This is a genomic window from Streptomyces sp. NPDC058469 (genome assembly GCF_042721125.1).
Taxonomy (GTDB): Bacteria; Actinomycetota; Actinomycetes; order Streptomycetales; family Streptomycetaceae; genus Streptomyces.
This window is the reverse complement of sequence record NZ_JBHXME010000079.1, coordinates 1-18,592: the sequence shown is the minus strand read 5'-3', so window position 1 is coordinate 18,592 and position 18,592 is coordinate 1. Positions and strand designations below refer to the sequence as shown.

20 protein-coding genes and 2 pseudogenes are annotated in these 18,592 nt (G+C 68.1%); 12 read left to right on the top strand and 10 right to left on the bottom strand.

All coding sequences use genetic code 11. The annotated features are described in order from the left end of the window. Window positions 1-425 precede the first annotated feature (425 nt). Window positions 426-968 (bottom strand): ArsR/SmtB family transcription factor, encoded by a 543-nt coding sequence (locus ACFWP5_RS29330; protein ID WP_384162858.1) that lies wholly within the window; start codon window positions 966-968, stop codon window positions 426-428. Window positions 969-1,025: 57 nt separating this feature from the next. Here ACFWP5_RS29330 and ACFWP5_RS29325 point away from each other — a divergent pair, with 57 nt between their 5' ends. Together ACFWP5_RS29325 and ACFWP5_RS29320 are read left to right on the top strand one after the other, a co-directional pair. Next, window positions 1,026-1,931, top strand: coding sequence for a S41 family peptidase (locus ACFWP5_RS29325; RefSeq protein ID WP_384162855.1), 906 nt, complete (start codon window positions 1,026-1,028; stop codon window positions 1,929-1,931). Between the two features lie 115 nt (window positions 1,932-2,046). Continuing rightward, the gene (locus ACFWP5_RS29320) at window positions 2,047-2,235 is read left to right on the top strand and encodes a hypothetical protein (RefSeq protein WP_384162852.1); all 189 of its coding nucleotides are present in this window, start codon (window positions 2,047-2,049) and stop codon (window positions 2,233-2,235) included. Between the two features lie 238 nt (window positions 2,236-2,473). Here the strand turns inward: ACFWP5_RS29320 and ACFWP5_RS29315 are convergent. Beyond that, a pseudogene (locus ACFWP5_RS29315) lies at window positions 2,474-2,671 on the bottom strand (CorA family divalent cation transporter); the annotation flags it as partial. Between the two features lie 487 nt (window positions 2,672-3,158). Between ACFWP5_RS29315 and ACFWP5_RS29310 the strand changes: the two are divergent. Both ACFWP5_RS29310 and ACFWP5_RS29305 read left to right on the top strand, forming a co-directional pair. Continuing rightward, window positions 3,159-3,695, top strand: a complete 537-nt coding sequence (locus ACFWP5_RS29310; RefSeq protein ID WP_384162849.1) for a DinB family protein — start codon at window positions 3,159-3,161, stop codon at window positions 3,693-3,695. A 101-nt stretch (window positions 3,696-3,796) separates the two neighbouring features. Then, window positions 3,797-4,420 carry a hypothetical protein gene (locus ACFWP5_RS29305; RefSeq protein WP_384162846.1) on the top strand — a complete coding sequence of 208 codons (624 nt, stop codon included), beginning with the start codon at window positions 3,797-3,799 and terminating at the stop codon, window positions 4,418-4,420. A 150-nt stretch (window positions 4,421-4,570) separates the two neighbouring features. On the opposite strand, the gene ACFWP5_RS29300 is transcribed toward ACFWP5_RS29305, so the two are convergent. Then, window positions 4,571-4,864: a hypothetical protein gene (locus tag ACFWP5_RS29300; RefSeq protein WP_384162843.1), complete on the bottom strand. Its 294-nt coding sequence runs from the start codon at window positions 4,862-4,864 to the stop codon at window positions 4,571-4,573. A gap of 416 nt (window positions 4,865-5,280) precedes the next feature. Continuing rightward, window positions 5,281-5,595, bottom strand: a pseudogene (locus ACFWP5_RS29295) (transposase); the annotation flags it as partial. Between the two features lie 174 nt (window positions 5,596-5,769). On the opposite strand from ACFWP5_RS29295, the gene ACFWP5_RS29290 reads away from it, so the two are divergent. The 4 genes from ACFWP5_RS29290 to ACFWP5_RS29275 are packed head-to-tail and all read left to right on the top strand — an operon-like array spanning window position 5,770 to window position 11,123. Next, window positions 5,770-6,273: a DUF4365 domain-containing protein gene (locus tag ACFWP5_RS29290; protein WP_384162840.1), complete on the top strand. Its 504-nt coding sequence runs from the start codon at window positions 5,770-5,772 to the stop codon at window positions 6,271-6,273. Window positions 6,274-6,281: 8 nt separating this feature from the next. Then, on the top strand, window positions 6,282-7,367 hold the full coding sequence (locus ACFWP5_RS29285; RefSeq protein WP_384162837.1) for a hypothetical protein: 1,086 nt from the start codon (window positions 6,282-6,284) through the stop codon (window positions 7,365-7,367). A 28-nt stretch (window positions 7,368-7,395) separates the two neighbouring features. Then, the gene (locus tag ACFWP5_RS29280; protein ID WP_384162834.1) at window positions 7,396-8,007 is read left to right on the top strand and encodes a hypothetical protein; all 612 of its coding nucleotides are present in this window, start codon (window positions 7,396-7,398) and stop codon (window positions 8,005-8,007) included. Next, window positions 8,004-11,123: an ATP-binding protein gene (locus ACFWP5_RS29275; RefSeq protein ID WP_384162831.1), complete on the top strand. Its 3,120-nt coding sequence runs from the start codon at window positions 8,004-8,006 to the stop codon at window positions 11,121-11,123. The genes ACFWP5_RS29280 and ACFWP5_RS29275 overlap by 4 nt, the downstream gene beginning before the upstream one ends. 365 nt (window positions 11,124-11,488) lie before the next feature. Here the strand turns inward: ACFWP5_RS29275 and ACFWP5_RS29270 are convergent, their stop codons facing one another. From ACFWP5_RS29270 to ACFWP5_RS29260, 3 genes are all read right to left on the bottom strand, one after another. Next, complete coding sequence (locus ACFWP5_RS29270; protein WP_384162828.1) at window positions 11,489-12,046, bottom strand: nucleotidyl transferase AbiEii/AbiGii toxin family protein; 558 nt, start codon at window positions 12,044-12,046, stop codon at window positions 11,489-11,491. 109 nt (window positions 12,047-12,155) lie between these two features. After that, window positions 12,156-12,329 carry a hypothetical protein gene (locus tag ACFWP5_RS29265; RefSeq protein ID WP_384162825.1) on the bottom strand — a complete coding sequence of 58 codons (174 nt, stop codon included), beginning with the start codon at window positions 12,327-12,329 and terminating at the stop codon, window positions 12,156-12,158. Further along, window positions 12,323-12,475: a hypothetical protein gene (locus ACFWP5_RS29260; protein ID WP_384162822.1), complete on the bottom strand. Its 153-nt coding sequence runs from the start codon at window positions 12,473-12,475 to the stop codon at window positions 12,323-12,325. Before ACFWP5_RS29260 ends, ACFWP5_RS29265 begins: the two co-directional genes overlap by 7 nt. A gap of 67 nt (window positions 12,476-12,542) precedes the next feature. Here ACFWP5_RS29260 and ACFWP5_RS29255 point away from each other — a divergent pair, with 67 nt between their 5' ends. Beyond that, on the top strand, window positions 12,543-12,665 hold the full coding sequence (locus ACFWP5_RS29255; protein WP_384162819.1) for a hypothetical protein: 123 nt from the start codon (window positions 12,543-12,545) through the stop codon (window positions 12,663-12,665). Window positions 12,666-13,276: 611 nt separating this feature from the next. Here the strand turns inward: ACFWP5_RS29255 and ACFWP5_RS29250 are convergent. Further along, window positions 13,277-13,588 (bottom strand): hypothetical protein, encoded by a 312-nt coding sequence (locus ACFWP5_RS29250; RefSeq protein WP_384162816.1) that lies wholly within the window; start codon window positions 13,586-13,588, stop codon window positions 13,277-13,279. Between ACFWP5_RS29250 and ACFWP5_RS29245 the strand changes: the two genes are divergently transcribed. Together ACFWP5_RS29245 and ACFWP5_RS29240 are read left to right on the top strand one after the other, a co-directional pair. Then, a complete protein-coding gene (locus tag ACFWP5_RS29245; RefSeq protein WP_384162813.1) occupies window positions 13,583-13,813 on the top strand; it encodes a trypco2 family protein in 231 nt (76 codons plus the stop codon). The two genes, ACFWP5_RS29250 and ACFWP5_RS29245, sit on opposite strands and share 6 nt — an antisense overlap. A 33-nt stretch (window positions 13,814-13,846) precedes the next feature. Beyond that, on the top strand, window positions 13,847-15,001 hold the full coding sequence (locus ACFWP5_RS29240; RefSeq protein WP_384162810.1) for a tyrosine-type recombinase/integrase: 1,155 nt from the start codon (window positions 13,847-13,849) through the stop codon (window positions 14,999-15,001). 276 nt (window positions 15,002-15,277) lie between these two features. Here the strand turns inward: ACFWP5_RS29240 and ACFWP5_RS29235 are convergent, their stop codons facing one another. Beyond that, a complete protein-coding gene (locus ACFWP5_RS29235; RefSeq protein WP_384162807.1) occupies window positions 15,278-16,456 on the bottom strand; it encodes a magnesium and cobalt transport protein CorA in 1,179 nt (392 codons plus the stop codon). 183 nt (window positions 16,457-16,639) lie between these two features. Here ACFWP5_RS29235 and ACFWP5_RS29230 point away from each other — a divergent pair, with 183 nt between their 5' ends. Beyond that, window positions 16,640-17,770: a winged helix DNA-binding domain-containing protein gene (locus tag ACFWP5_RS29230; RefSeq protein WP_384162932.1), complete on the top strand. Its 1,131-nt coding sequence runs from the start codon at window positions 16,640-16,642 to the stop codon at window positions 17,768-17,770. Between the two features lie 22 nt (window positions 17,771-17,792). On the opposite strand, the gene ACFWP5_RS29225 is transcribed toward ACFWP5_RS29230, so the two are convergent. Next, window positions 17,793-18,440, bottom strand: a complete 648-nt coding sequence (locus tag ACFWP5_RS29225) for a LysE family translocator (RefSeq protein ID WP_384162804.1) — start codon at window positions 18,438-18,440, stop codon at window positions 17,793-17,795. Between the last annotated feature and the right edge of the window lie 152 nt (window positions 18,441-18,592).

Here is an 18,592-nt window from a genome sequence, read left to right as displayed (position 1 = left end):
CGTGGGACGATCTGCCACATCGGGGTGATGGTCCCGGCCACGACACGAGCGTCTCACCGATCCCACCCAGGTGCGGCGCACGGTCGAGCACGTGGTCCACGGCGGACGCGGCATCTCCGTCGGCCCCGGCCATCGGGGTCGCGTACGTCCGGCTGGATTTCGACCTCCACAGCCTGGTGCTCCTTGGCGGTCGGATGGAGAACGATGCCCCTCACACACTGGGCCCCGGCCCCGGCGTTCAACGGCGGGCGGCGCGAACGGATTTGCCGCCCGCCAGTACCAGCCCCGAAGCGGCGCTCACGGCTGTCCTTCGACAGCGGAGATAGTCGTGTGCAGCGCGCTGATCTGGGACGACCGGGTTGGATGTCAATGGATGCGGTTCGTCGCGAGTGGGCCACGTGTGCTGTGTCGTGGGGGTGGTACCGCTAGGCGGAACTGGCGGTGCTGGTTGGCAGAGCCTGCTGATAGAGCGCCACCAAAACACCGTGCACTGGCTGGTCCTCCGTGTCTTCCTCGGCCTCGTCGACCAGTTTGGCCAGAGCCTCGCCGAGTTCTCTTGCCTTCGCGGGGCTGAGACGCAGGTGGCGCAGTGTCAGGTGGGTCTCGGCGGGAGAGAGGTCCAGTTCCTGGGCGATGGCGGCGAGCATCGAGGCGGTGCCTGCCGCCTGGGGTTCGGCGACGACCATGTGGCGGGCCGTGCGCTGGTGGTACTGCTCGGTGCCGCCGCGGACCTGGCGGGTCTCGGCGACGTGGACCAGCCCGGCTTCGCGGAGCACCTTGAGGTGGTGGGCCACGTTGCCCTTCTTCGCGTCGAGCTGCGCCGCGAGCTGGCTGATGGTGGCGGGCCGGTGGCCCAGGGCGAAGAGCAGCCGCTGACGCAACGGGTGGGCGAGCGCCGCGAACTGGTCAGGCGCACCGATCTCCAGGACATCCTCAGGAGGTGGCAGGTGGGAAGGCTGATCACGCATTCCGAAAGTGTCTAATCTCGTTGACGCTTTCGCAAGGGCGGTGCTCTACTCCCTGCCATGACGACTCTGACGAAGCTTCAACCCGCCCCTGTCATCAACGAGACGGCCCGGCTGCTGACCGAGCACTACGTTTTCCCCGAGACAGCCGAGCAGCTCGCCGGCCTGCTGCACCGACGCCTCATCGAGGGCGCCTACGACGTCGACGACCCCGAGGCGCTCGCCCGTCTGGTCACCGTGGACCTGCAGTCCGTCAACGGCGACCGACACCTGAGACTCAAGCACCACGCCGACCCCGTGCCCCCCAAGCAGGGCGCGGCCAACCTGGCCGCCATCCGCCGGGACTTCGACACCTCGCTGGGCGGTGCGCCCCGGGTGGAGTTGCTCGGCGGAGGAGTCGCCGTGGTGGAACTGGCGCCGATGCTCTTTCCGCTGGAGTGGGCCGCCGAGCCGCTGAGCGCCGCGCTCACCCTGGCCTCCCGCGCCCAGGCGCTGATCGTGGACCTTCGCGCCAACCGGGGTGGCGACCCGGACACGGTCGCCTTCGTCTGCAGTTACCTACTGGACGAGCGCACGCACCTCAACACCATGTACTGGCGCGCCGGCGAGCGCAGCGAGCAGTCCTGGAGCCTGCCGCATGTCCCCGGCGTGAGCTTCGGCGGCAGCAAGCCGTTGTACGTGTTGTCCAGCGACAGCACCTTCTCCGCCGCTGAGGAACTGGCGTACGACCTCCAGCAGCTCGGCCGCGCCGTTGTCGTCGGCGAGCGCACCCGCGGCGGCGCCCATCCGTGCGAGGGCTGGACCGTGCACCCACACCTGGAAGCCACCGTCCCCGTCGGCCGCGCCGTCAATCCCGTCTCCGGCGCGAACTGGGAGGGGGTCGGTGTACAGCCGGACGTCCCTTGCGCCGCTGCCGACTCCCTCAGCCAGGCGCACGCGCTGGCCCTCGCCCGACTGGCAGGCTGACCCGGTCCAGCTCCCGAGTGCACGGAGGCGCCCCTGAACCCCCTTACCATCCCAGCGACCCATCCCGTCCCATCCCAACTCGCCGGACCCGGTCTACCGGGTCACGCCGTGCCGCTTGGCCGGTGACGACGGCGTGCTCGCCGAGCGGATCGGCGACACTCTGGCCGACCTCGGCCGACGCGTGTGGCCCACTGCCCGCCACACCCTGCTGTACGTGAGCCCGGACGACCTGCCTGGCGCCGAGTGGATCCTCGCGGCGGCCTGTCCATTCGAGCTGGGCAGACTGCCCGTTGCTGGCAGGTGAGCTCCCGACCGCATGCCAACTCCGCGATGACAGAGTGGGAAACGCGTACTTCACCACCGGCGTTCCGCACGAGGCGCTCGCCGATCTCCTCGCGGCGATCGACGCCCGCGAGGTGCCGGACACCGACTTCGAGGGGTTCGAGACGCCGATCAACGCGTTCCGTGCCCAAGGCTGGATCCGCGACGTGGATCGCCCCCGGGTCGCGCCGACTCACGGGAGCGTCTCCCGGGCCGGTTACTCAGAGCCAGTCCCTCCGCTTGAAGATGACGTACAGACTGGTACACACCACCGCCATCAGGAGGATCGCGAAGGGATACCCGAGCACCCAGTGCAACTCCGGCATCCGATCGAAGTTCATCCCGTAGATCGTCCCGACCAACGTCGGCGCGAACAGAATCGCCGCCCACGACGAGATCTTCTTGAAGTTGTCTACCTGGGGGCGTTGACCTGCGGTGATACGGCTCTGGTGGCCTCTGGCCTGCGCGGATGGATCTTTCAGCGTTCTACCAGATCGTGCCGTGCTAGGCAGCCGATTCTCCCCAGGTGCTGCCCATACTCTCCAGATTCTCCCCAGCGAGGGTGTCCCGAAGGGATTCGCGCCAGTCGTGCCCGTACTCGCCTGGCGGTCGGCGGAAGTCACTATGGGTTACCTCTGAGGTGTCGTCCATCGGCCGCCAGGCGAGTGCATTTCGCGGTCGCCGATCCTGTACCTGCATGGGTTCGCCGGGTTGCATCCAGGTCGTCTGCGACTCGCAGTGACATCTGGCCGCGTTCGGTGCGGCGTCGAGCGATGCGTTCTGATACGAAGGGGGTCTTCTTGGTCGGACGTGCCCCCGAGGTGCCGATGGCGACGTTGCTCGGTCCTCGGATCGTGGATACGTACCGACTTGGCCGAGACTGATGCCCAGCAGGGAGCCCCCAGCGTGAGCGACCTTGTCGTCCAGAAGATCGTCCGGCCCGAACGCGTGCTGTCGGGCCCGTGGGTGGAGCTGATCGCCTCGAATCTCGACTACCACCGAGCGACCTTCCTGTGGAAGTGCGAGGGTCTCTCGGACGCACAACTACGGCTACGCCCCGTGGGGTCGTCGGCGTTGACCCTGCTGGGGCTCATGCGTCATCTGCAGGGGGTCGAACGGGCTTGGTTCCAGCGGACGTTGGCCGGCACGGTGCCTGACTTCTTCCCGCATCGGACCTATGTCACCGCTGACGGCGGGGAGTGGTACGACGAGTCGGACGCCACGCCGGCCAGGGACGTCTACGAGGACTACCTGAAGGCGTGCGAGGAGTCGCGGCAGGTGTTCGCGAGGGTGACCGTCGACCTCGCGCGCATCGTGCCGAACCCGGAATTCGGTGACACCGACGTGCGGTTCGTCCTTGAGCACGTGATCGAGGAGTACGCCCGCCACGTCGGCCACGCGGATCTCCTCCGCGAGGCCATCGACGGCACCACCGGCGAGTAGCCGACCGCCGCGCACTGCGAAGCATTCCTGGGCTCGTCAGACGAAGTGCTTGCCGGAGTCACGGCAAACAGTTCCTCCAACTCCCGCTACGCTCCCGCCTCATGGGAACACCCTGGGCCTCCATTATCGCCGGGTCGACGGCCGTCTTCAGCGCGGTCGCCACCGGGGGCGCGTGGCTGGCGGCGCGCCGTGCGAACGCCACCGCGGACACGGTTGCGCGCATCGAGCGGGACCGTTGGCACGCGGACCTGCTGCCGCATTTCAGCGTGAAAATCGAGATGGGTGAGGGCGACCGAGCGACGCTCAGCGTCCGGCTCGTTGGCCCGCTTCCGCTGTGCCATCTCGACGAGATCCGAGTCGAGGTCGCGCAGAGCGACGACATGGACTACACGCCCCGGCTCGCTGGGGGACCGAGCGAGGGGCAGGTGGCTGCCCAGGTGTGGGGACCGCTGCGGTTCGTGCCCGGCTCCGACGGCGCGGACCGGAACGGGCATACGGTCGTCCCGTTCGCTCTCGCCGTGGGCAGGGGACGGCCGTTCGCGCTGGAGCGCACGCGCTCACCCCTCTGGTGGGACGGCAACGACCGGGAGGAACGGTGGCGGGACAAGTGGCTCAACCTGTCGATGCGCCTGGTCCTCACCTGCCGTCGAGAAGGTTTCGAGCTGTGGACGGTCCCGTACGAGGTGGACGTGCCGGAGGCACCGCGGGTGCGGTTCGTCGGTTGACGCTGCTGGGGTTGATGACCCGACCCGGGTAGGCAGCATGTGTTGACCTCTCCAGCCTCCCGTGTCCGCCGAACGGATACGGGAGCGACGACCAGGGCGACCGCCGAGCGGACACCCCCAGCCGCCAACTGAGGCTGGCCGCCGCTTCCTTCACGGATCGGCACTCTCGCGCTGGCCGTCCCCCGTACGGACAACATCCGTATCGCCGCTGGATATAAGAGGGCTGTGGGTGCGGCGGCGGTTCGCCCGGCGGGCGTCCTTGAGCTCGCGAACCGTGAGGCGGTAGCGGAGTAGCTCACGCCACCACTCCAACCGCGCCGGGGCGGTCTGGGGCAGGGCGCGGACGAGAGTGCGCGCCAGTGTGACGAGCGCGGTGGTGACGGTGGTCAGGGCGACGAGGCAGGCGGCGGCCCAGGATGGGACCGCTGAGAGGTCGGGCAGCACGGGATGAGGGCCTTCCGGAGGCGCGAGGGCGAGGTCCGCGACGAACCAGCCAGGGGCGTGCCGAGGAGCCTGGCGCTGGCCGAGCGGTGGTCATGCCCGTGCTGTCGGGAGGTCGCTCGACTCAGCCAGGCGGGGTGGTTGGTCACCGGGTTCGGCATGCCGGTGACGTCGTTGGCGTCGCCCCTGGCATGTGCATCCCCCTGCGCGTTGTCTCCGTTGGCCGGTGTCTTCCCCGAGTCGGAGATCCCTACACGATTTCCGAGGTGTGACGGGGCAGCCCCCAGCGGCCCCCGAGTGGTTCAGTTACTCAGACGCTCTCAGGTCCCGATACGATGTGATCGTTTTGTCCGCTGCTTGCTTCGGTCACGCCCGCTGAGGTGGTGTATTGACGGCCACTCGGTGATCTCGTTTTGAGGCTAGGCGGTGAGTTGGGTCGGGACGATGGTCTCGTCGGTTTGTGACTCGATCGGGTGGAGGCGGCCCTTGGCGAGGAGGTCGAGTCCCATGTAGCGGCGGGCTTCGGTCCATTCGTCGTTCTGCTCGGCCAGGACCGCGCCGACGAGGCGGACCAGGGCCGTGCGGTCGGGGAAGATGCCGACCACGTCAGTGCGGCGGCGGATCTTCTTGTTGAGTCGTTCCTGCGGGTTGTTGGACGAGATCTGCCGCCAGGTCTCGCGCAGGAACGCTGTGAACACCAGGACGTCGCGCTGGGCGGCATCCAAGTGGGCGGCCGCTGGGGAGGGAACCTGACCTCCAACGTGTCCAGGCGGGGATGAACAGCTGCCTGCCGGCCATCGTTTCGCAGGCCTGTCGGAAGGTCCATTTTGGGGCCCTGACAGTCGTCAGCGCGTGCCGTAGGGTTCTGACTACTGTGTGCCACAGTAGGGGGACATTGGGGGGCTTTCGTGCTCGATGCGAAGCAGCACCAGGGCAAGTTCGGCGAAGACTACGTCCGTGTGCTGGCCTCTGCGGCAGGGCTGATCGTCGTGCAGGGCGATATCGACGCAGACGGGGTCGACCTCGGGTTCCGCGCCACCGGCCGCTACGGACGGACGATGTCACCCACTGTCGAGGCTCAGATCAAGACATGGTCGAAGCCGTCCGTGTCGTCCGGCCACCTGAACTTCCGCGGGCTCAACGAGCGGCAGTTCAACAAGCTCGCCGGTCCCGACTTCACCGTGCCCCGGTTTCTGTTCGTCATCTGCGTCCCCGCCGACAACCAGGCGTACGCGGCCATGAGCACCGACGGTGTGCTGCTCCGCCACCTTGGCTACTTCGTCTCGCTTCGCGCCGAGGAGCCGATCAAGAACCCCGACCGTGACCGACGGCGTCCGGTCAGAGTTCCGACAGCGAACGTGCTCACCGCCGCCTCACTGCGCCGGCTCACCGAGACGCAGTCCGACTGGTAGGGGAAACGATGACGATTCCGCTGAAGGTCGACGACATCGCCAGTTATCTGGCGGAAACGGGCTGGGAGCGGGATCCACAAGGCTGGCGCGGAGCGAGTGTGTGGCAATACCCGGGCGACTACGAGGTGTTGGTACCCGCTCGCGACGGCATGGGCGACAACGACCGTCGAGTACGGGAGATCCTGAGCTGTCTGTGCGCGCTGGAGGACCGGCCGGCGAGCGACATCGCCCTGGAGATCGCCAGACCGCAACTGGACAAGCAGTCCTTCCGCACGTTTCCCACCGGCCACGACCCCGGCTACACCTCGCTGCTTCTTGGTACGCAGACGGTGCTGGGTGTCCGCAACCTCCTGACGGCGGCGGCGCGCACCGTCGTGCAGGGTCCGCACTTCGCCTTCGCCGGCCGGCAACCGGGCGTGGTGGGCGACCTCTTGCGCGCAGCCGAACTCGGCCCCTCCCGCGCCGGGAGCTACGTCGTCGAGATCCGGGTGGCGGCGGACGCGACGGCCCGAACCCCGAGCGGGGAGCAGGTCACCGGTCGGGCCGTGCTGGTCCAGATGCTCGAGGCGGTGAGCGCGGCCCAGGCAGCCGTAGCGGCGGACGTGCCCGCGGCCTTCGACGAGACCGTCACGGCCGGCGTCTCCGCGGATCTGTGCAAGGCGCTCAGTGAGCTCTCCGGTTTCGACCGGAGCGAGCCCTTCGAGATCGGCTTCCGGTGGGCGCGCTCGCAGCCACTCGATGTGCCGTCACGCGTCGTCGCGTTCCCGGAGACCTCGGGATCGCTTCTGTACGCCGCGTCCCTGCGGCTTCGCGGCCTCAACGCCACCGGTGCCGCGACGGTCTCCGGTGTGGTCGAGGGGCTGCATGACGACTCCTCCGGCAACGACCGGTGGCGGATCAAGGTCCGCGGTGAGTTGCGCACCGAGCACGCCGAACTGGTCCGGCGGGCCGTCTGGGTGCGGCTCCCGGACCAGGCCTCGTACGACCGTGCGATCACCGCGCATCGGGAACGGCAGGTGATCACCGTCATGGGGGAGTTGTCCAGCATGACCGGCCGGGTGGAACTGGTGCCCAGGCGGGGGTTCGACATCTGACCGGATCGGCTCATCAAGGAGGGGTACTGTGCCAACGGAGTTGACTGTACGGGATCATGCATCGCTGTTCGCCCTGATGGTGGTCGCACGGCCGGTGACCAACCGTGAACTGCGCGAACTCGCCGGCCTGGAGATCACCGCGGCGGTGCGACGGCGAGTGAACCAGGATGCCGAGCGGATCGTGACCAGGAAGCACGGTGCGGTCAACACGCACCAGCTCACGACCGCGGGCCGGACCTGGTGCGAGTCCGCTCTGGTGGCCGGACGCCCGGACGGAGCGAAGTTTCCGGCCGGGGTGCTCTACGCGGTGCTGGACAACGTCGGACAGTACCTGGCCCGCTCCGGCACCAAGTTCGGCGAGTTCTTCCAGCCCGACGCCGAGGCCTGGATCCGCGCGGTCTACACGGAACTCACCGCCCGCCGGAAACCGGGCAGCTGGGTCAGACTGTCGGCGCTGCGCCCATGGCTCGAGAACCTGCCGCGAGGGGCCGTCGACGCCGAACTCGACCGGATGATCGAGCAGCCCGACGTACAGCTGATGGGCGAACTCAACCAGCGCACGCTCAGCGACGAGGACCGCGGAGCCGCCGTCGACATCGGCGGCGAACCCCGCCACCTGCTGCGGATCGGACCGGCGTGAACGGGGAACTCGCCGCCCTGGAGACGCTGTACATCAACACCGCGCTGACCCAGGAAGAGATCTGGACACCGGTGACCTCCTACCACGTCGACGGCCTTCATCCTGAGGTGTTCCGGCGGCTGGGGAGGGCGATGAGCGCCGTCGAGCGCGCCCGCTCGCCGGTTGCGACCGTGGTGCGGGGCGAGAGCGGCTCGGGCAAGACGCATCTGCTCGGCTGGACCCGCCACGAGATCCAGGAGCGTGGCGGCTCCTTCTTCTACATCAAGCTCGTCACCGGCCGGAACTTCTGGGAGAGCGCCGCCGACAGTCTCGTCGACAGTCTCTACCGGGAGGACGAGGGTGGCCAGGAACAACTGGTTCGCCTGCTCGACAAGCTTTCGCGCCAGGCTCGCCTCGACACGGACACTCACGCCGCCGTCACGGGACGACGCGAGTTGACGCGCGCCCATATCGACGCGTTCGTTCGCGGGATCCGGACCATCGACCGACAGGTGGGCAACGAGGCCGCGGACACGGCCCGCGCGCTGGTGCTCATCGCCTCCACCGGTGATCCCGTGGAGATCGGCAGGGCCTACTTCGCGCTCAACGACGACGACGAGGACAAGCGCGCCGCCTGGGGGATGTCGCCGGGCGGGCGACCGGCTCAACGCGTCCTGCGCGATCTGACGCGCCTGTTCGCCCTGGTCGGACCGCTGGTGTTCGCCTTCGACCAGCTCGACACCCTGGTGTCCGCCGCGGAGACGTCGTCGCTGACGTCGGCCCCTTCCGGCGAGGGCCGGGCCGCTAAGCGGCTGAGCAGTGAGATCGCCACCGGCCTGATGGAACTGCGGGAGGAAGCCCGCCGGACCCTCATCGTCGTGGCGTGCCACGAGGACACCTGGGAGCAGATCTCCCGGGCGGCAGTCCGGTCCGCCCTGGACCGGTTCGAGGTGCTGCCGACGCTCGGCGCGATTCCCGACGAGGCCACCGCCGCCGCCATCGTCAGCAGCCGCTTTCGGCCCTACTACGAGTCGGTAGGGTTCACCCCGCCGTATCCCACCTGGCCGGTCACCTCGGCGGCGCTGGCCGAAGCCCCACACCGTTACACCGCACGGCGGCTGCTCATCCGGATCCAGAAGCACATCGAGGCGTGTCTGCAGGCCGGCACGGTGGCCGAACTGATCTCCCTGGCAGGCGCAGAGCCCACGGCAGCCGTACCGCCCGCACCGGCGAGGGCCGTCAACCTGAGCACCCTCACGGAGTCCTTCGACAAGCTCCGTGCCGAGGCGGACGACCTCGGGCCGCTCGACCCCACGACCGAGGACGGGTTGATGCCCGCTCTGCTGGGCGCGGGGCTGCGGAGTCTGCTCAGGGAACTGGGCGCCGACGAGACGCGGTTCTCCATCGAGACCGACTTCGGCCGCAAGGCGGCGTTGCACGCCCGGTTGCGCTATGTCGTGGACGAGGCCAGCGAGAACGAATTCCACTGGTCCTTCCGGGCGATCGCCGCGAACAACGCCATCGCCGCCCAGAACCGGATCCGTAACGCGGCCGTGGAGGCCGGCCTGACGGCCGACCTGGCGAGCCGCCGACTGATCCTGCTGCGGAACATGCCGTACCCGAGCGGCCCCAAGACCAAGGACATCAAGGACGACTTCGAGGCGCGGGGCGGGGTGTCGTTACCGATCGGCGCAGCCGACCTCCGGACCCTGGCCGCCCTTCGGGCCATGTTCGACGACCGCGCGTCAGGCCTGGACGAATGGCTGCGACAGGAGCACCCTGCTTCCCGCATCGAGGTCTTCGCGCCGGTGCTGGGAGACCTGCGGCACCATCTCGGCATCGCGACCACAGAAGTCGGCTCCGGGATGGCGGTGGATGCGGCGGGCACACCGGAGGACGCCGCCGAGCCCGCTCGTACCGAAATCGTCGTCGGAACCACGGTCCGGGGCGGCCGTTCGTTCGCGATACCCATGGAACGACTCCGGATGCACACCGCGGTGGTGGGCGCGGCGGGATCGGGCAAGACGGTCCTGATCAAGCGACTTGTGGAGCAGTGCGCTCTGCGCGGCGTCTCGGTGATCGTGCTGGATCCGAACGACGACCTCGCACGGCTCGGCGACCCCTGGTCGCGCCCACCGAAGGGTTGGACGGACGACCATGGGCGCGAGGCCCGACGCTATTTCGCGGATGTCGAAGTGGTGGTGTGGACACCGGGACTGAACCGGGGACGTCCGATCTCCTTCTACCCGCTTCCCGACTTCGGTCCCGTCCTTGACGACGAGGACGACTTCCCCCGTCTGGTCAGGTCGACCGTGACCTCACTCGCGCCACATGCCGGTGTACGCGGCAGCAGTGCTCGCGCGACCCAGCAGCTGGGGGTCCTCAAACGTGCTCTCGAACGGTACGCACGCGACGGCGGCAAGACCCTGGCCGGCTTCGTCGAGCTGCTCGCCGAGCCTCCGAGCGACATCGTGAACAGCAGGACCAGTCGCTTCGCGGTTCAGATGGCGGACACGCTGGAAGCCGCGATGGAGACCGACCCGCTGTTCGGGGAGTCCGGCGCACCCGCCGATCCCGGCATGCTCCTGATCCCGTCTCCGGGAAAGGCCGCCCGTATCTCGGTGATCAGCTTCATCGGCCTGTCCGGCGACGGACCGGCCCAATTCGTCAGCCGCCTCCAGGCGACCTTGTTCTCATGGTTCAGGGCACACCCGGTCGGCGACCGTGCCCTGGGCGGGCTGCTGGTAATGGACGAGGCGCAGAACTTCGTGCCCTCCGGTGCATCGAATCCGAGTACGGACAGCACGGTCGAACTCATCCGCCAGATACGCAAGTACGGACTCGGGATAGTCCTCGCCTCACAGCTCCCCAGGGGGATCCACAACCAGGCGCTGGGCAACACCGTGAACCAGTTCATCGGCCGACTCACCCAACCCGCGCACATCGAGGCCGCCAAGACCATGGCCCAGGCGCGGAACGCGGTCCTCGACAACCTCGCCGGTCTCAAGGCCGGCATGTTCAACGCCGCAAGCGAGGGGACCGGATTCAGCAAGATCGAGGTGCCGATCTGCCTCAGTCACCACGATGTGCCGCTCACGGAGGACGAGATCGTCGAGCGAGCCCGCCGGGGTACCTGAGCGGTCGTGAGGTGGTGAGCGCGTCCTGGCCCGTGCCGAAACCCTGACCTGCGCGGACAGGGTCGCCAGGGCGCTTGAGCCGTCCTGTCCCGGCGGTCACCCCCATGGCGGTGGGTGAACTGCTCACCGCTCATCTGGCCGTCTTAGTCCAGTCCGCCGACGGACCACACAGTTCCGACCGCACGATGTCATCCGGGAGCACACCCAGCAGGTGTCGAGGAACCTCCCGGAGGCCGAACGCCGCGCCGTTCTGCGGGCCGTGGCCGACCTGATTTCCGTCGGCGGCGGGTTCAGCGGCGTGGCTCAGACGACGCGCCGGATCGCCTCAGCCGACGCTGCCTGGCGCGGGAGGATTTCACTCTGGTTCAGCTGCGATCTTGGTCGGATTCGGGCTCGGTGAGTTGTTGTTGCCAGTCGTTGAACTGCTGGCGGAGCGCGGCGGCTGCCTGGGTGTCGAGGCCGTAGGCGGCGTATTGCTTGTCGGTGTAGCGCTGCACACGGCGGAGGGCGTCGGCGAACATCCGTCGGTCGAATCCGGCGTCGTTCTGTGTGGCGAGTTCGATCAGCCGCTCGCGGCTGTAGCCGGTCTTGAGTAGGCCGTCGACGTCGATGGCGTCGCGGACCTCGGCCCGGGTGAACAGGGCGCCGGTTTTGCCGGCGGCGACGTCGTAACGGTGGAGCACAGGACCGAGCTCGGAGGGGACGGGCGCATGGCGGAGGAATTCTGCGACGACGAGTTCCACCTTGGTTTGTGATCCGGTGGACGGGTCGATGACGTTCAACCGGCTGTAGATAGGGGTCTGTTGGGTCGTCTCCACCGTGTATCCAGCCGCCGAATACGCTTTGATGAGCCGGGCGACCGCCTCGGGCATCTCGTCGGCGGCGCGATCGATGGGCGCTAACAGGTCGACGTCATCGCTCATTTGACGATGCGATGCGCCTGGATGGCATAGCCGCCCGCGAGTGCGTACCCGTAGTCCTCGGCGAGCGCGTCGAGCCCGATCCTGATCAGCCACCGATGCAGTTCCTCCACTATGCCGCGGCCGCCTTCGCCGCGAGCTCGGTGAACCGGGACTGCCAGGCCGTACAGACCGGCAGCGGGAGGAACAGGTCGGCCCACAGCCGCCGCAGAAGCGGGCCGTTCAGGTAGGTCTCGAGGTCGGCCGGGGTCTGGGCCTCACGGATGGCCCGTTCGTACATCAACACGACATCAGCCTGGTCGGCCAGGTCGTAGACCTATCGGGACCCCGGTCGAGGTGACGGGGCAGCGTGACCGTACCCGTCGTCGGCCCGTCCAACTCGGCCAGCGCCGTCGGCAGGGTGTAGGGATTGGCTGCCGCGTACCTGTTCATGACCCCAGCATGCCGCAATCGGCCTGTCCGGGGGTATCCACGGCGCGGTTGTCACGGGATGGGCCACGTGGCAGGGAGCAGCCTGATCGAGGATGACGGGATCCGGTCGAGCGCGTTCCCCCACAGCTACCCGTACGTCCTCGCTGCCCGCGAACAAGCTCTGGAGCAGTCGATCTTCGGCTCGGCGTAGGAGGAGGCATCCGGGTGTGGCCGTCCTCCGGCGCCGGCGGCGGGAGTTACTGGCATGGGCTTGGGAACGGGCGATATCGAGGCATCGGTATGTCCCCTCGGTTCAGAAAGCTGCGCAGCCGCGCGTTGGCTCACAGCCGGGTGTCAAAAGTCCGCCGTCCCTGCGATTTCTGGCGCGGAGTCCTCGAGGATCGACGAGAGGCCTCGTCGCAGAGCGTGACGAATGCTTGTTGCATCTGCCTGCGACGTTGCTTCACAGAGAGTCAGAAGCCGTCTACAGCGCAGCGAACAACGCGCCCCGAGAGGAAGCGCCATCGGTAAGCCCTACAGCCGATCTGACCTGCGGAAACACGGGGTGTAGCGAAGCGCCCCCGGCAGGGCTCGAATCTGCGGCCAAACGCTTAGAAGGCGCCTGGCGAAGACACGTCTACTGTGCCTCTGACCTGCCCTTACGTGATGTCCTGACCGGCTGTCAGCGAATTTTCCGCCGTTTTCGGGAAGGAGTCGGCTGGCTCGACGGCTGCTGGGTGTGTGACTGTCCAGCAACTCGCTGCCAGTTCGTCCCAAATGGGGTTCGGGCAGGATCCGGACCTGCCGAGTTGGCTTTCGGGCTCAGCCCACTTCCTCGCGGGCTGCCTTGAGGTCGTCCACCAGGAACACGTCCTGGGACCACTGCCCCGGCCATGCAGCAAGAACCAGATCCTTCGGTCCCGCCTGTGTGAGCATCGCCCGCTTCTCGGTTATGCGGGTCGCTTGTGTGACGATCCCTTTCGCATCGATCCGGATCAGAGTCACGGTCTGCCCGCGCCAGGGAAACCCACCCTCCACAGCGCTGGTGCGACGGAGGGACGCAGCGTCGAACTCGGCGAATCTCGGCATGACTTGAACCTTCTTGTCGGCAGCTGCGCCTGTCTCGCCGTGCACGGTAGATCATCTCGGTGTGTGTCAGTAGGGTGCTGGCATCGTCATCGGCTTGGGGGACGCGTGATCGAGCTGTCAGAGATGATTCGCGAGCTGCGTCGAGAGTTCACGGCGGCGATGGCTGAAGGAGACGGGGAGCGGGTGCGGTTCGAACTTGGCCCCGTGGAGGTCGAGGCGTCCGTGACCGTAAGCAAGGAGGCTGGGGCGATGCGAGGCTGCGCTTCCTGATTGTGGAGAGCGGAGCCGCCGCCAAAATGGCGCATGCCGAGACTCAGCTCATCACCTTACCGCGTCGCCGGTATCCCCGGTGTTCGGGACAAGTCGTTCGACGTGCTCGAAGACGCCAAGGCATGGTTGCGCAGGGCTGGCACCGACAGCGAACGCGGCGAGTTCGTCGATCTCCGCGACGGCTCCATTATGCTGGACGACTACGTAACCCGCTTCTGGCAGACGGGAGTTCGCGGTGCGCCCGGCACGATCAAACGCATCGACGAACGCGTCCGCCTCCACATCCAGCCTCAGCTGGGCACCGTCGCCCTGCGGGACATCAGCCCAGCGGTACTGCGTGGCTACATCGCCACGCTGGAAAACGAACTCGCGCCGCGGTACGCCCGGCAGATCCTCGGCACGCTCTCGAATATCTTCGAGACCGCCATCGACGACAAGCGCCTGGCGCGCAACCCGATGCGGGCCAAGTCCGTGCGTTGGCCCAAGGCGCCGGAGGACCAGAGGGAAGCCTGGCCCCTGGAGACCGCGCAGCGCGTACGGGACGCGATCAACGCGCGCTACCGTGTCGCAGTCGTGCTCGCGTTGGGCTGCGGGCTGCGCCAGGGTGAGGTCTTCGGGTTGTCGCCGGAGGACGTCGACTTCGCCCGTGGAGTCCTGCGCATCCGCCGGCAGGTCCAACTCCTCGGCGGGCGGCTGTACTTCACCCTGCCGAAGGGCGGCAAGACCCGCGTCGTCGACATGCCCCCGTCGGTCGCGGCGGCCCTGGCCCAATACTTCATGGAGTACCCGGCGGTCGAGGTGGAGCTGCCGTGGGGCGGCCCGGAGCCCGACCGGGAGACGAAGAAGTTCCCGCTCGTCATCACCACGACGTACGGCAACGCCCTTCGCGCGAACATCTTCAACGTCGAGGTGTGGAAGCCTGCCCTGGCCGCCGCCGGAGTCATCCCCCTGCGGGAGAAGGGCGAGCGGTGGAAGGCGTCTCGCAAGGACGGCTTCCACGTGCTCCGGCACACGTACGCCTCGGTCATCCTCGAAGCGGGCGAGTCCGTCGTCACCCTGGCCCGCTGGCTCGGCCATTCGAGCCCGACGATCACCCTGGACTACTACGCCCACTTCATGCCGGAGGCCGGTGGCAAGGGGCGCGGGGCCATCGACGCTCTGCTCGGCCAGTCTGGGCTGGCCGCGTAGCCGTCCGCTCCACACGACCTATAAAACGGGTGGGCACAGCGATCTGCTGTGCCCACCCGTTTCGGCGTTCCACATGGGAAGTTCGCCACTCTCCGTGCTGGTCAGTGCTCCCCGCCTGCGCCTCAGCGGTGAGGCTTCCGCCGGTCAACGCCCGCGATCGCAGGAATCGGAACGCGGCTCATTCTCCCCAGATTCTCCCCAGCGACCTCGAAGGCATCGTCGGAGCCTGCGATCAGGGCCGCACTGCCGCGCAGAAGCGCCTCCTCGGGCGATTACTCAGAGCCAGTCTTTCCGCTTGAAGATGACGTACAAACTGGTGCATACGACCGCCATCAGGATGATCGCGAAGGGGTAACCGAGCACCCAGTGCAACTCCGGCATCCGATCGAAGTTCATCCCGTAGATCGTCCCCACCAACGTCGGCGCGAACAAAATAGCCGCCCACGACGAGATCTTCTTGATCTCCTCGTTCTGTTCGAACCCCGCCTCCGCCAACGCCCGCATCTCCGCGTTCTGTTGCTGGGTGACCAGGGTCGCGTTCACCGTGAGGATGTCCGTGAGGGCCTGGCGGAAGCCGTCGACTCGTTCGCTGGTGTGGGTGACGTGGTCGGCGACGTCGCGGAGGTAGCGCTGGAGTTCCTCGTCGGTGCCGTACTTGGCGAAGCCCGCCATCAGGCTGTGCAGCATGCCGACCAGGGGACGGGTGGCGCGCTGGAACTCGACCATTTCCCGGGAGAGTTCGTAGATACGGCGGGAGACTTCCGGGTCGCCGCGGAAGACCTCCGTCTCGATCTCGTCGATGTCGATCTGGACGCCGGCGACCACGGGTGCGTAGCCGTCGACGACCGCGTCGAGGATGGCGTACAGCACCGCCTCGGGGCCGAGCTTCAGCAACTCCGGGGATTCCTCCATGCGTTGGCGGACCGCCGACAGGTCGGGGGCCGCGCCGTGCCGGACCGTGATCACGAAGTCGGGGCCCACGAAGACGTGCAGCTCGCCGAAGTCGACCTCCTCCGTGGTGTCCAGGTACCGCGCGGCGCTCAGGACGACGAACAGCGTCTCGCCGTAGCGCTCCAGTTTGGGTCGCTGGTGTGCCTCCATCGCGTCCTCGACGGCCAGCGGGTGGAGGTCGAACTCCGCTGCCAGGGAGAGGAGTTCACGTTCGGTGGGGCGGGCGAGGCCGATCCAGGCCATGCCGGAGGGCTGTTCGCGCAGTTCGCGGAAGGTGTCGGCGAGGGTGTCCGGGGCCGAGACGCGCACGCCGTCCCGGTACAGGGCGGCCTGGACGACGCTGCCCGCGTCGGAGGGTTCCGAGGGGGGCGCGTCGGCGGCGGACACCGGAGGCTTCGGTGACGGTGCCGGGGGTGGGGCGGGTGTGCGGCGCCAGCCGGACGTCCTGCCGTCCCTGCCGTTGCTGCCGTTCTTCGAGGTGGGGCGGGCGCGTCGCTGGGGCATCGCGGTGCCTCTCGATCGGGCCTACATCTGTGTGATCACGGAGCACGAGCAGGATATACGGGGCAAACGACCTGGGCGTGTGATCGGGGTCCGGGACTCGGTGAGAGTTGCGGACAGAAGGTGTCCGCGACTGCCGCTAGCGTGCCGAGCATGACGACGAAGGCGATGAGGACGACGAGGGCGATGAGCATGACGAAGGCGGCGAAGGCATCGAAGGCGACCACAGGCGGCCCCGTACTCGACACCCGCTCCCTCAACCGTGCCACCCTCCACCGGCAACTCCTCCTGCGCCGCTCACCCCTCTCCGCCGGCGCCGCCGTCGAGCATCTCCTCGGCCTGCAGGCGCAGAACGTCAAGCCGCCGTACTACGCGCTCGCCGCCCGCCTCGACGGATTCGCGCCGGAGCAGTTGTCCGCGCTGATGGCCGAGCGTGAGGTCGTCCGGATCGTCACCATGCGCTCCACCATCCACACCCACACGGCGGCCGACTGCCTCACCCTCCGCCCGCTGGTGCAGGCCGCCCGGGATCGTGAGCTCGGGAATTTCCGCAAGGGGCTCGTCGGAGTGGATCTGGACCGGCTCGCCGCACTCGCCCGTGAACTCGTCGAGGCCGGGCCGCGCACCATGAAGGAGTTGCGTGAGGCCCTGCTCGTCGAGTGGCCCGACGCCGACCCGCAGGCCCTCGCGATCGCCGCCCGCTGCAAACTCCCGCTCGTCCAGGTCACCCCGCGCGGGCTCTGGGGCCGTAGCGGACAAGTGGCCCTGACCACCGCCGAGCACTGGCTGGGGCGGCCCGCCGAGCCCGCGCCCGCGCCGGACGCGACCGTCCTGCGCTATCTCGCCGCCTTCGGCCCGGCCTCCGTCAAGGACATGCAGGTCTGGGCCGGTCTGACCCGGCTGCGCGAGGCCTTCGAACGCCTCCGCCCGCAGCTCGTCACCTTCTACGACCCGAACGGCGTCGAGCTCTTCGATCTCCCGGACGCGCCCCGCCCCGACGCGGACACCCCGGCCCCGCCGCGCTTCCTGCCCGAGTTCGACAACCTGCTGCTCTCCCATGCCGACCGCACACGCGTCGTACCGCCCGAGTACTGGGGTCGCGCATGGTGGGGCAACGTCGCTCATCGCACGTTCCTCGTCGACGGATTCCTCGCCGGGGTGTGGAAGATCGACGGTCAGGACCTCGTCGTCGAACCCTTCGGCAAGCTGACCAAGGACCAGCGGAGCGAAGTGGTCGCCGAGGGGGCGCGGATGCTCGACACGTTGCACAAGGGGACGTCGTACGACATCCGGTTCGGGACGGTCGTGCAGCCGTAGAACCCAAGAACCGTAGATGGCGTCAGTCGGCGCGGCCCGTCACCGCGACCGTCACGCCCAGGCCGATCATCGTGAAGCCGCCCGCGCCGCCGATCAGGGACAGGCGGCGGTCGGAGCCGGCGAACCAGGTGCGGGCCGCCGAGGCGGTCAGGCCCCACAGGGTGTCCGTGACCAGGCCGATGGAGATGGGGATCAGGCCGAGCAGGAGCATCTGGAGCGGGACGTGGCCCGCCGAGTGGTTGACGAACTGGGGGAGTACGGCGGCGAAGAACACCACACCCTTGGGGTTGGTGACGCCGACGAGGGCGCCGTCCAGGACCGTGCGGAGGTCGCCTCGGGGTTCCGTGGAGGGGGTTGCCTGCATCGCGGACGCCTTCAGGTCCTTGCGGTGGCGGAACGCCTGGACGCCGAGGTAGATGAGATAGGCCGCGCCTGCCAGTTTTACCGTCAGGTAGATCGCGACCGAGCGTTCGACCAGTGCGCCGATACCGAACGCCACCGCCGTCACCAGCAGATACGAGCCGAAGACGTTGCCGATCGCCGTCGCCACCGCCGTACGGCGGCCGTGGGCGAGCGCGCGGCCGATGACGAACAGGACGCTGGGTCCCGGGATCACGATCACCAGCAACGACATTGCGGCGAAGGCGAGGAAACGGTCCGTGGACACCATGCGATCACTCCCATCCGGCGCTCATTGAAACAGGCGTCCGGGAGTTCTCTCTAGGGCCGGGGACCGCGGGCGCGCGGATCGGGCACATGGATAGGGTGCGTTGCGGGCTGCTCGTGGAAGCCCGCAACGCACCCGGGGATTTCCCTGCGGGG

Coding starts and splice junctions, on each gene's coding strand:
- ACFWP5_RS29260 (WP_384162822.1), bottom strand. CDS start 12,475: ATGAACAGGTACGCGGCAGCCAATCCCTACACCCTGCCGACGGCGCTG.
- ACFWP5_RS29325 (WP_384162855.1), top strand. CDS start 1,026: ATGACGACTCTGACGAAGCTTCAACCCGCCCCTGTCATCAACGAGACG.
- ACFWP5_RS29285 (WP_384162837.1), top strand. CDS start 6,282: ATGACGATTCCGCTGAAGGTCGACGACATCGCCAGTTATCTGGCGGAA.
- ACFWP5_RS29225 (WP_384162804.1), bottom strand. CDS start 18,440: ATGGTGTCCACGGACCGTTTCCTCGCCTTCGCCGCAATGTCGTTGCTG.
- ACFWP5_RS29330 (WP_384162858.1), bottom strand. CDS start 968: ATGCGTGATCAGCCTTCCCACCTGCCACCTCCTGAGGATGTCCTGGAG.
- ACFWP5_RS29270 (WP_384162828.1), bottom strand. CDS start 12,046: ATGAGCGATGACGTCGACCTGTTAGCGCCCATCGATCGCGCCGCCGAC.
- ACFWP5_RS29235 (WP_384162807.1), bottom strand. CDS start 16,456: ATGCCCCAGCGACGCGCCCGCCCCACCTCGAAGAACGGCAGCAACGGC.
- ACFWP5_RS29240 (WP_384162810.1), top strand. CDS start 13,847: ATGCCGAGACTCAGCTCATCACCTTACCGCGTCGCCGGTATCCCCGGT.
- ACFWP5_RS29230 (WP_384162932.1), top strand. CDS start 16,640: ATGAGCATGACGAAGGCGGCGAAGGCATCGAAGGCGACCACAGGCGGC.
- ACFWP5_RS29305 (WP_384162846.1), top strand. CDS start 3,797: ATGGGAACACCCTGGGCCTCCATTATCGCCGGGTCGACGGCCGTCTTC.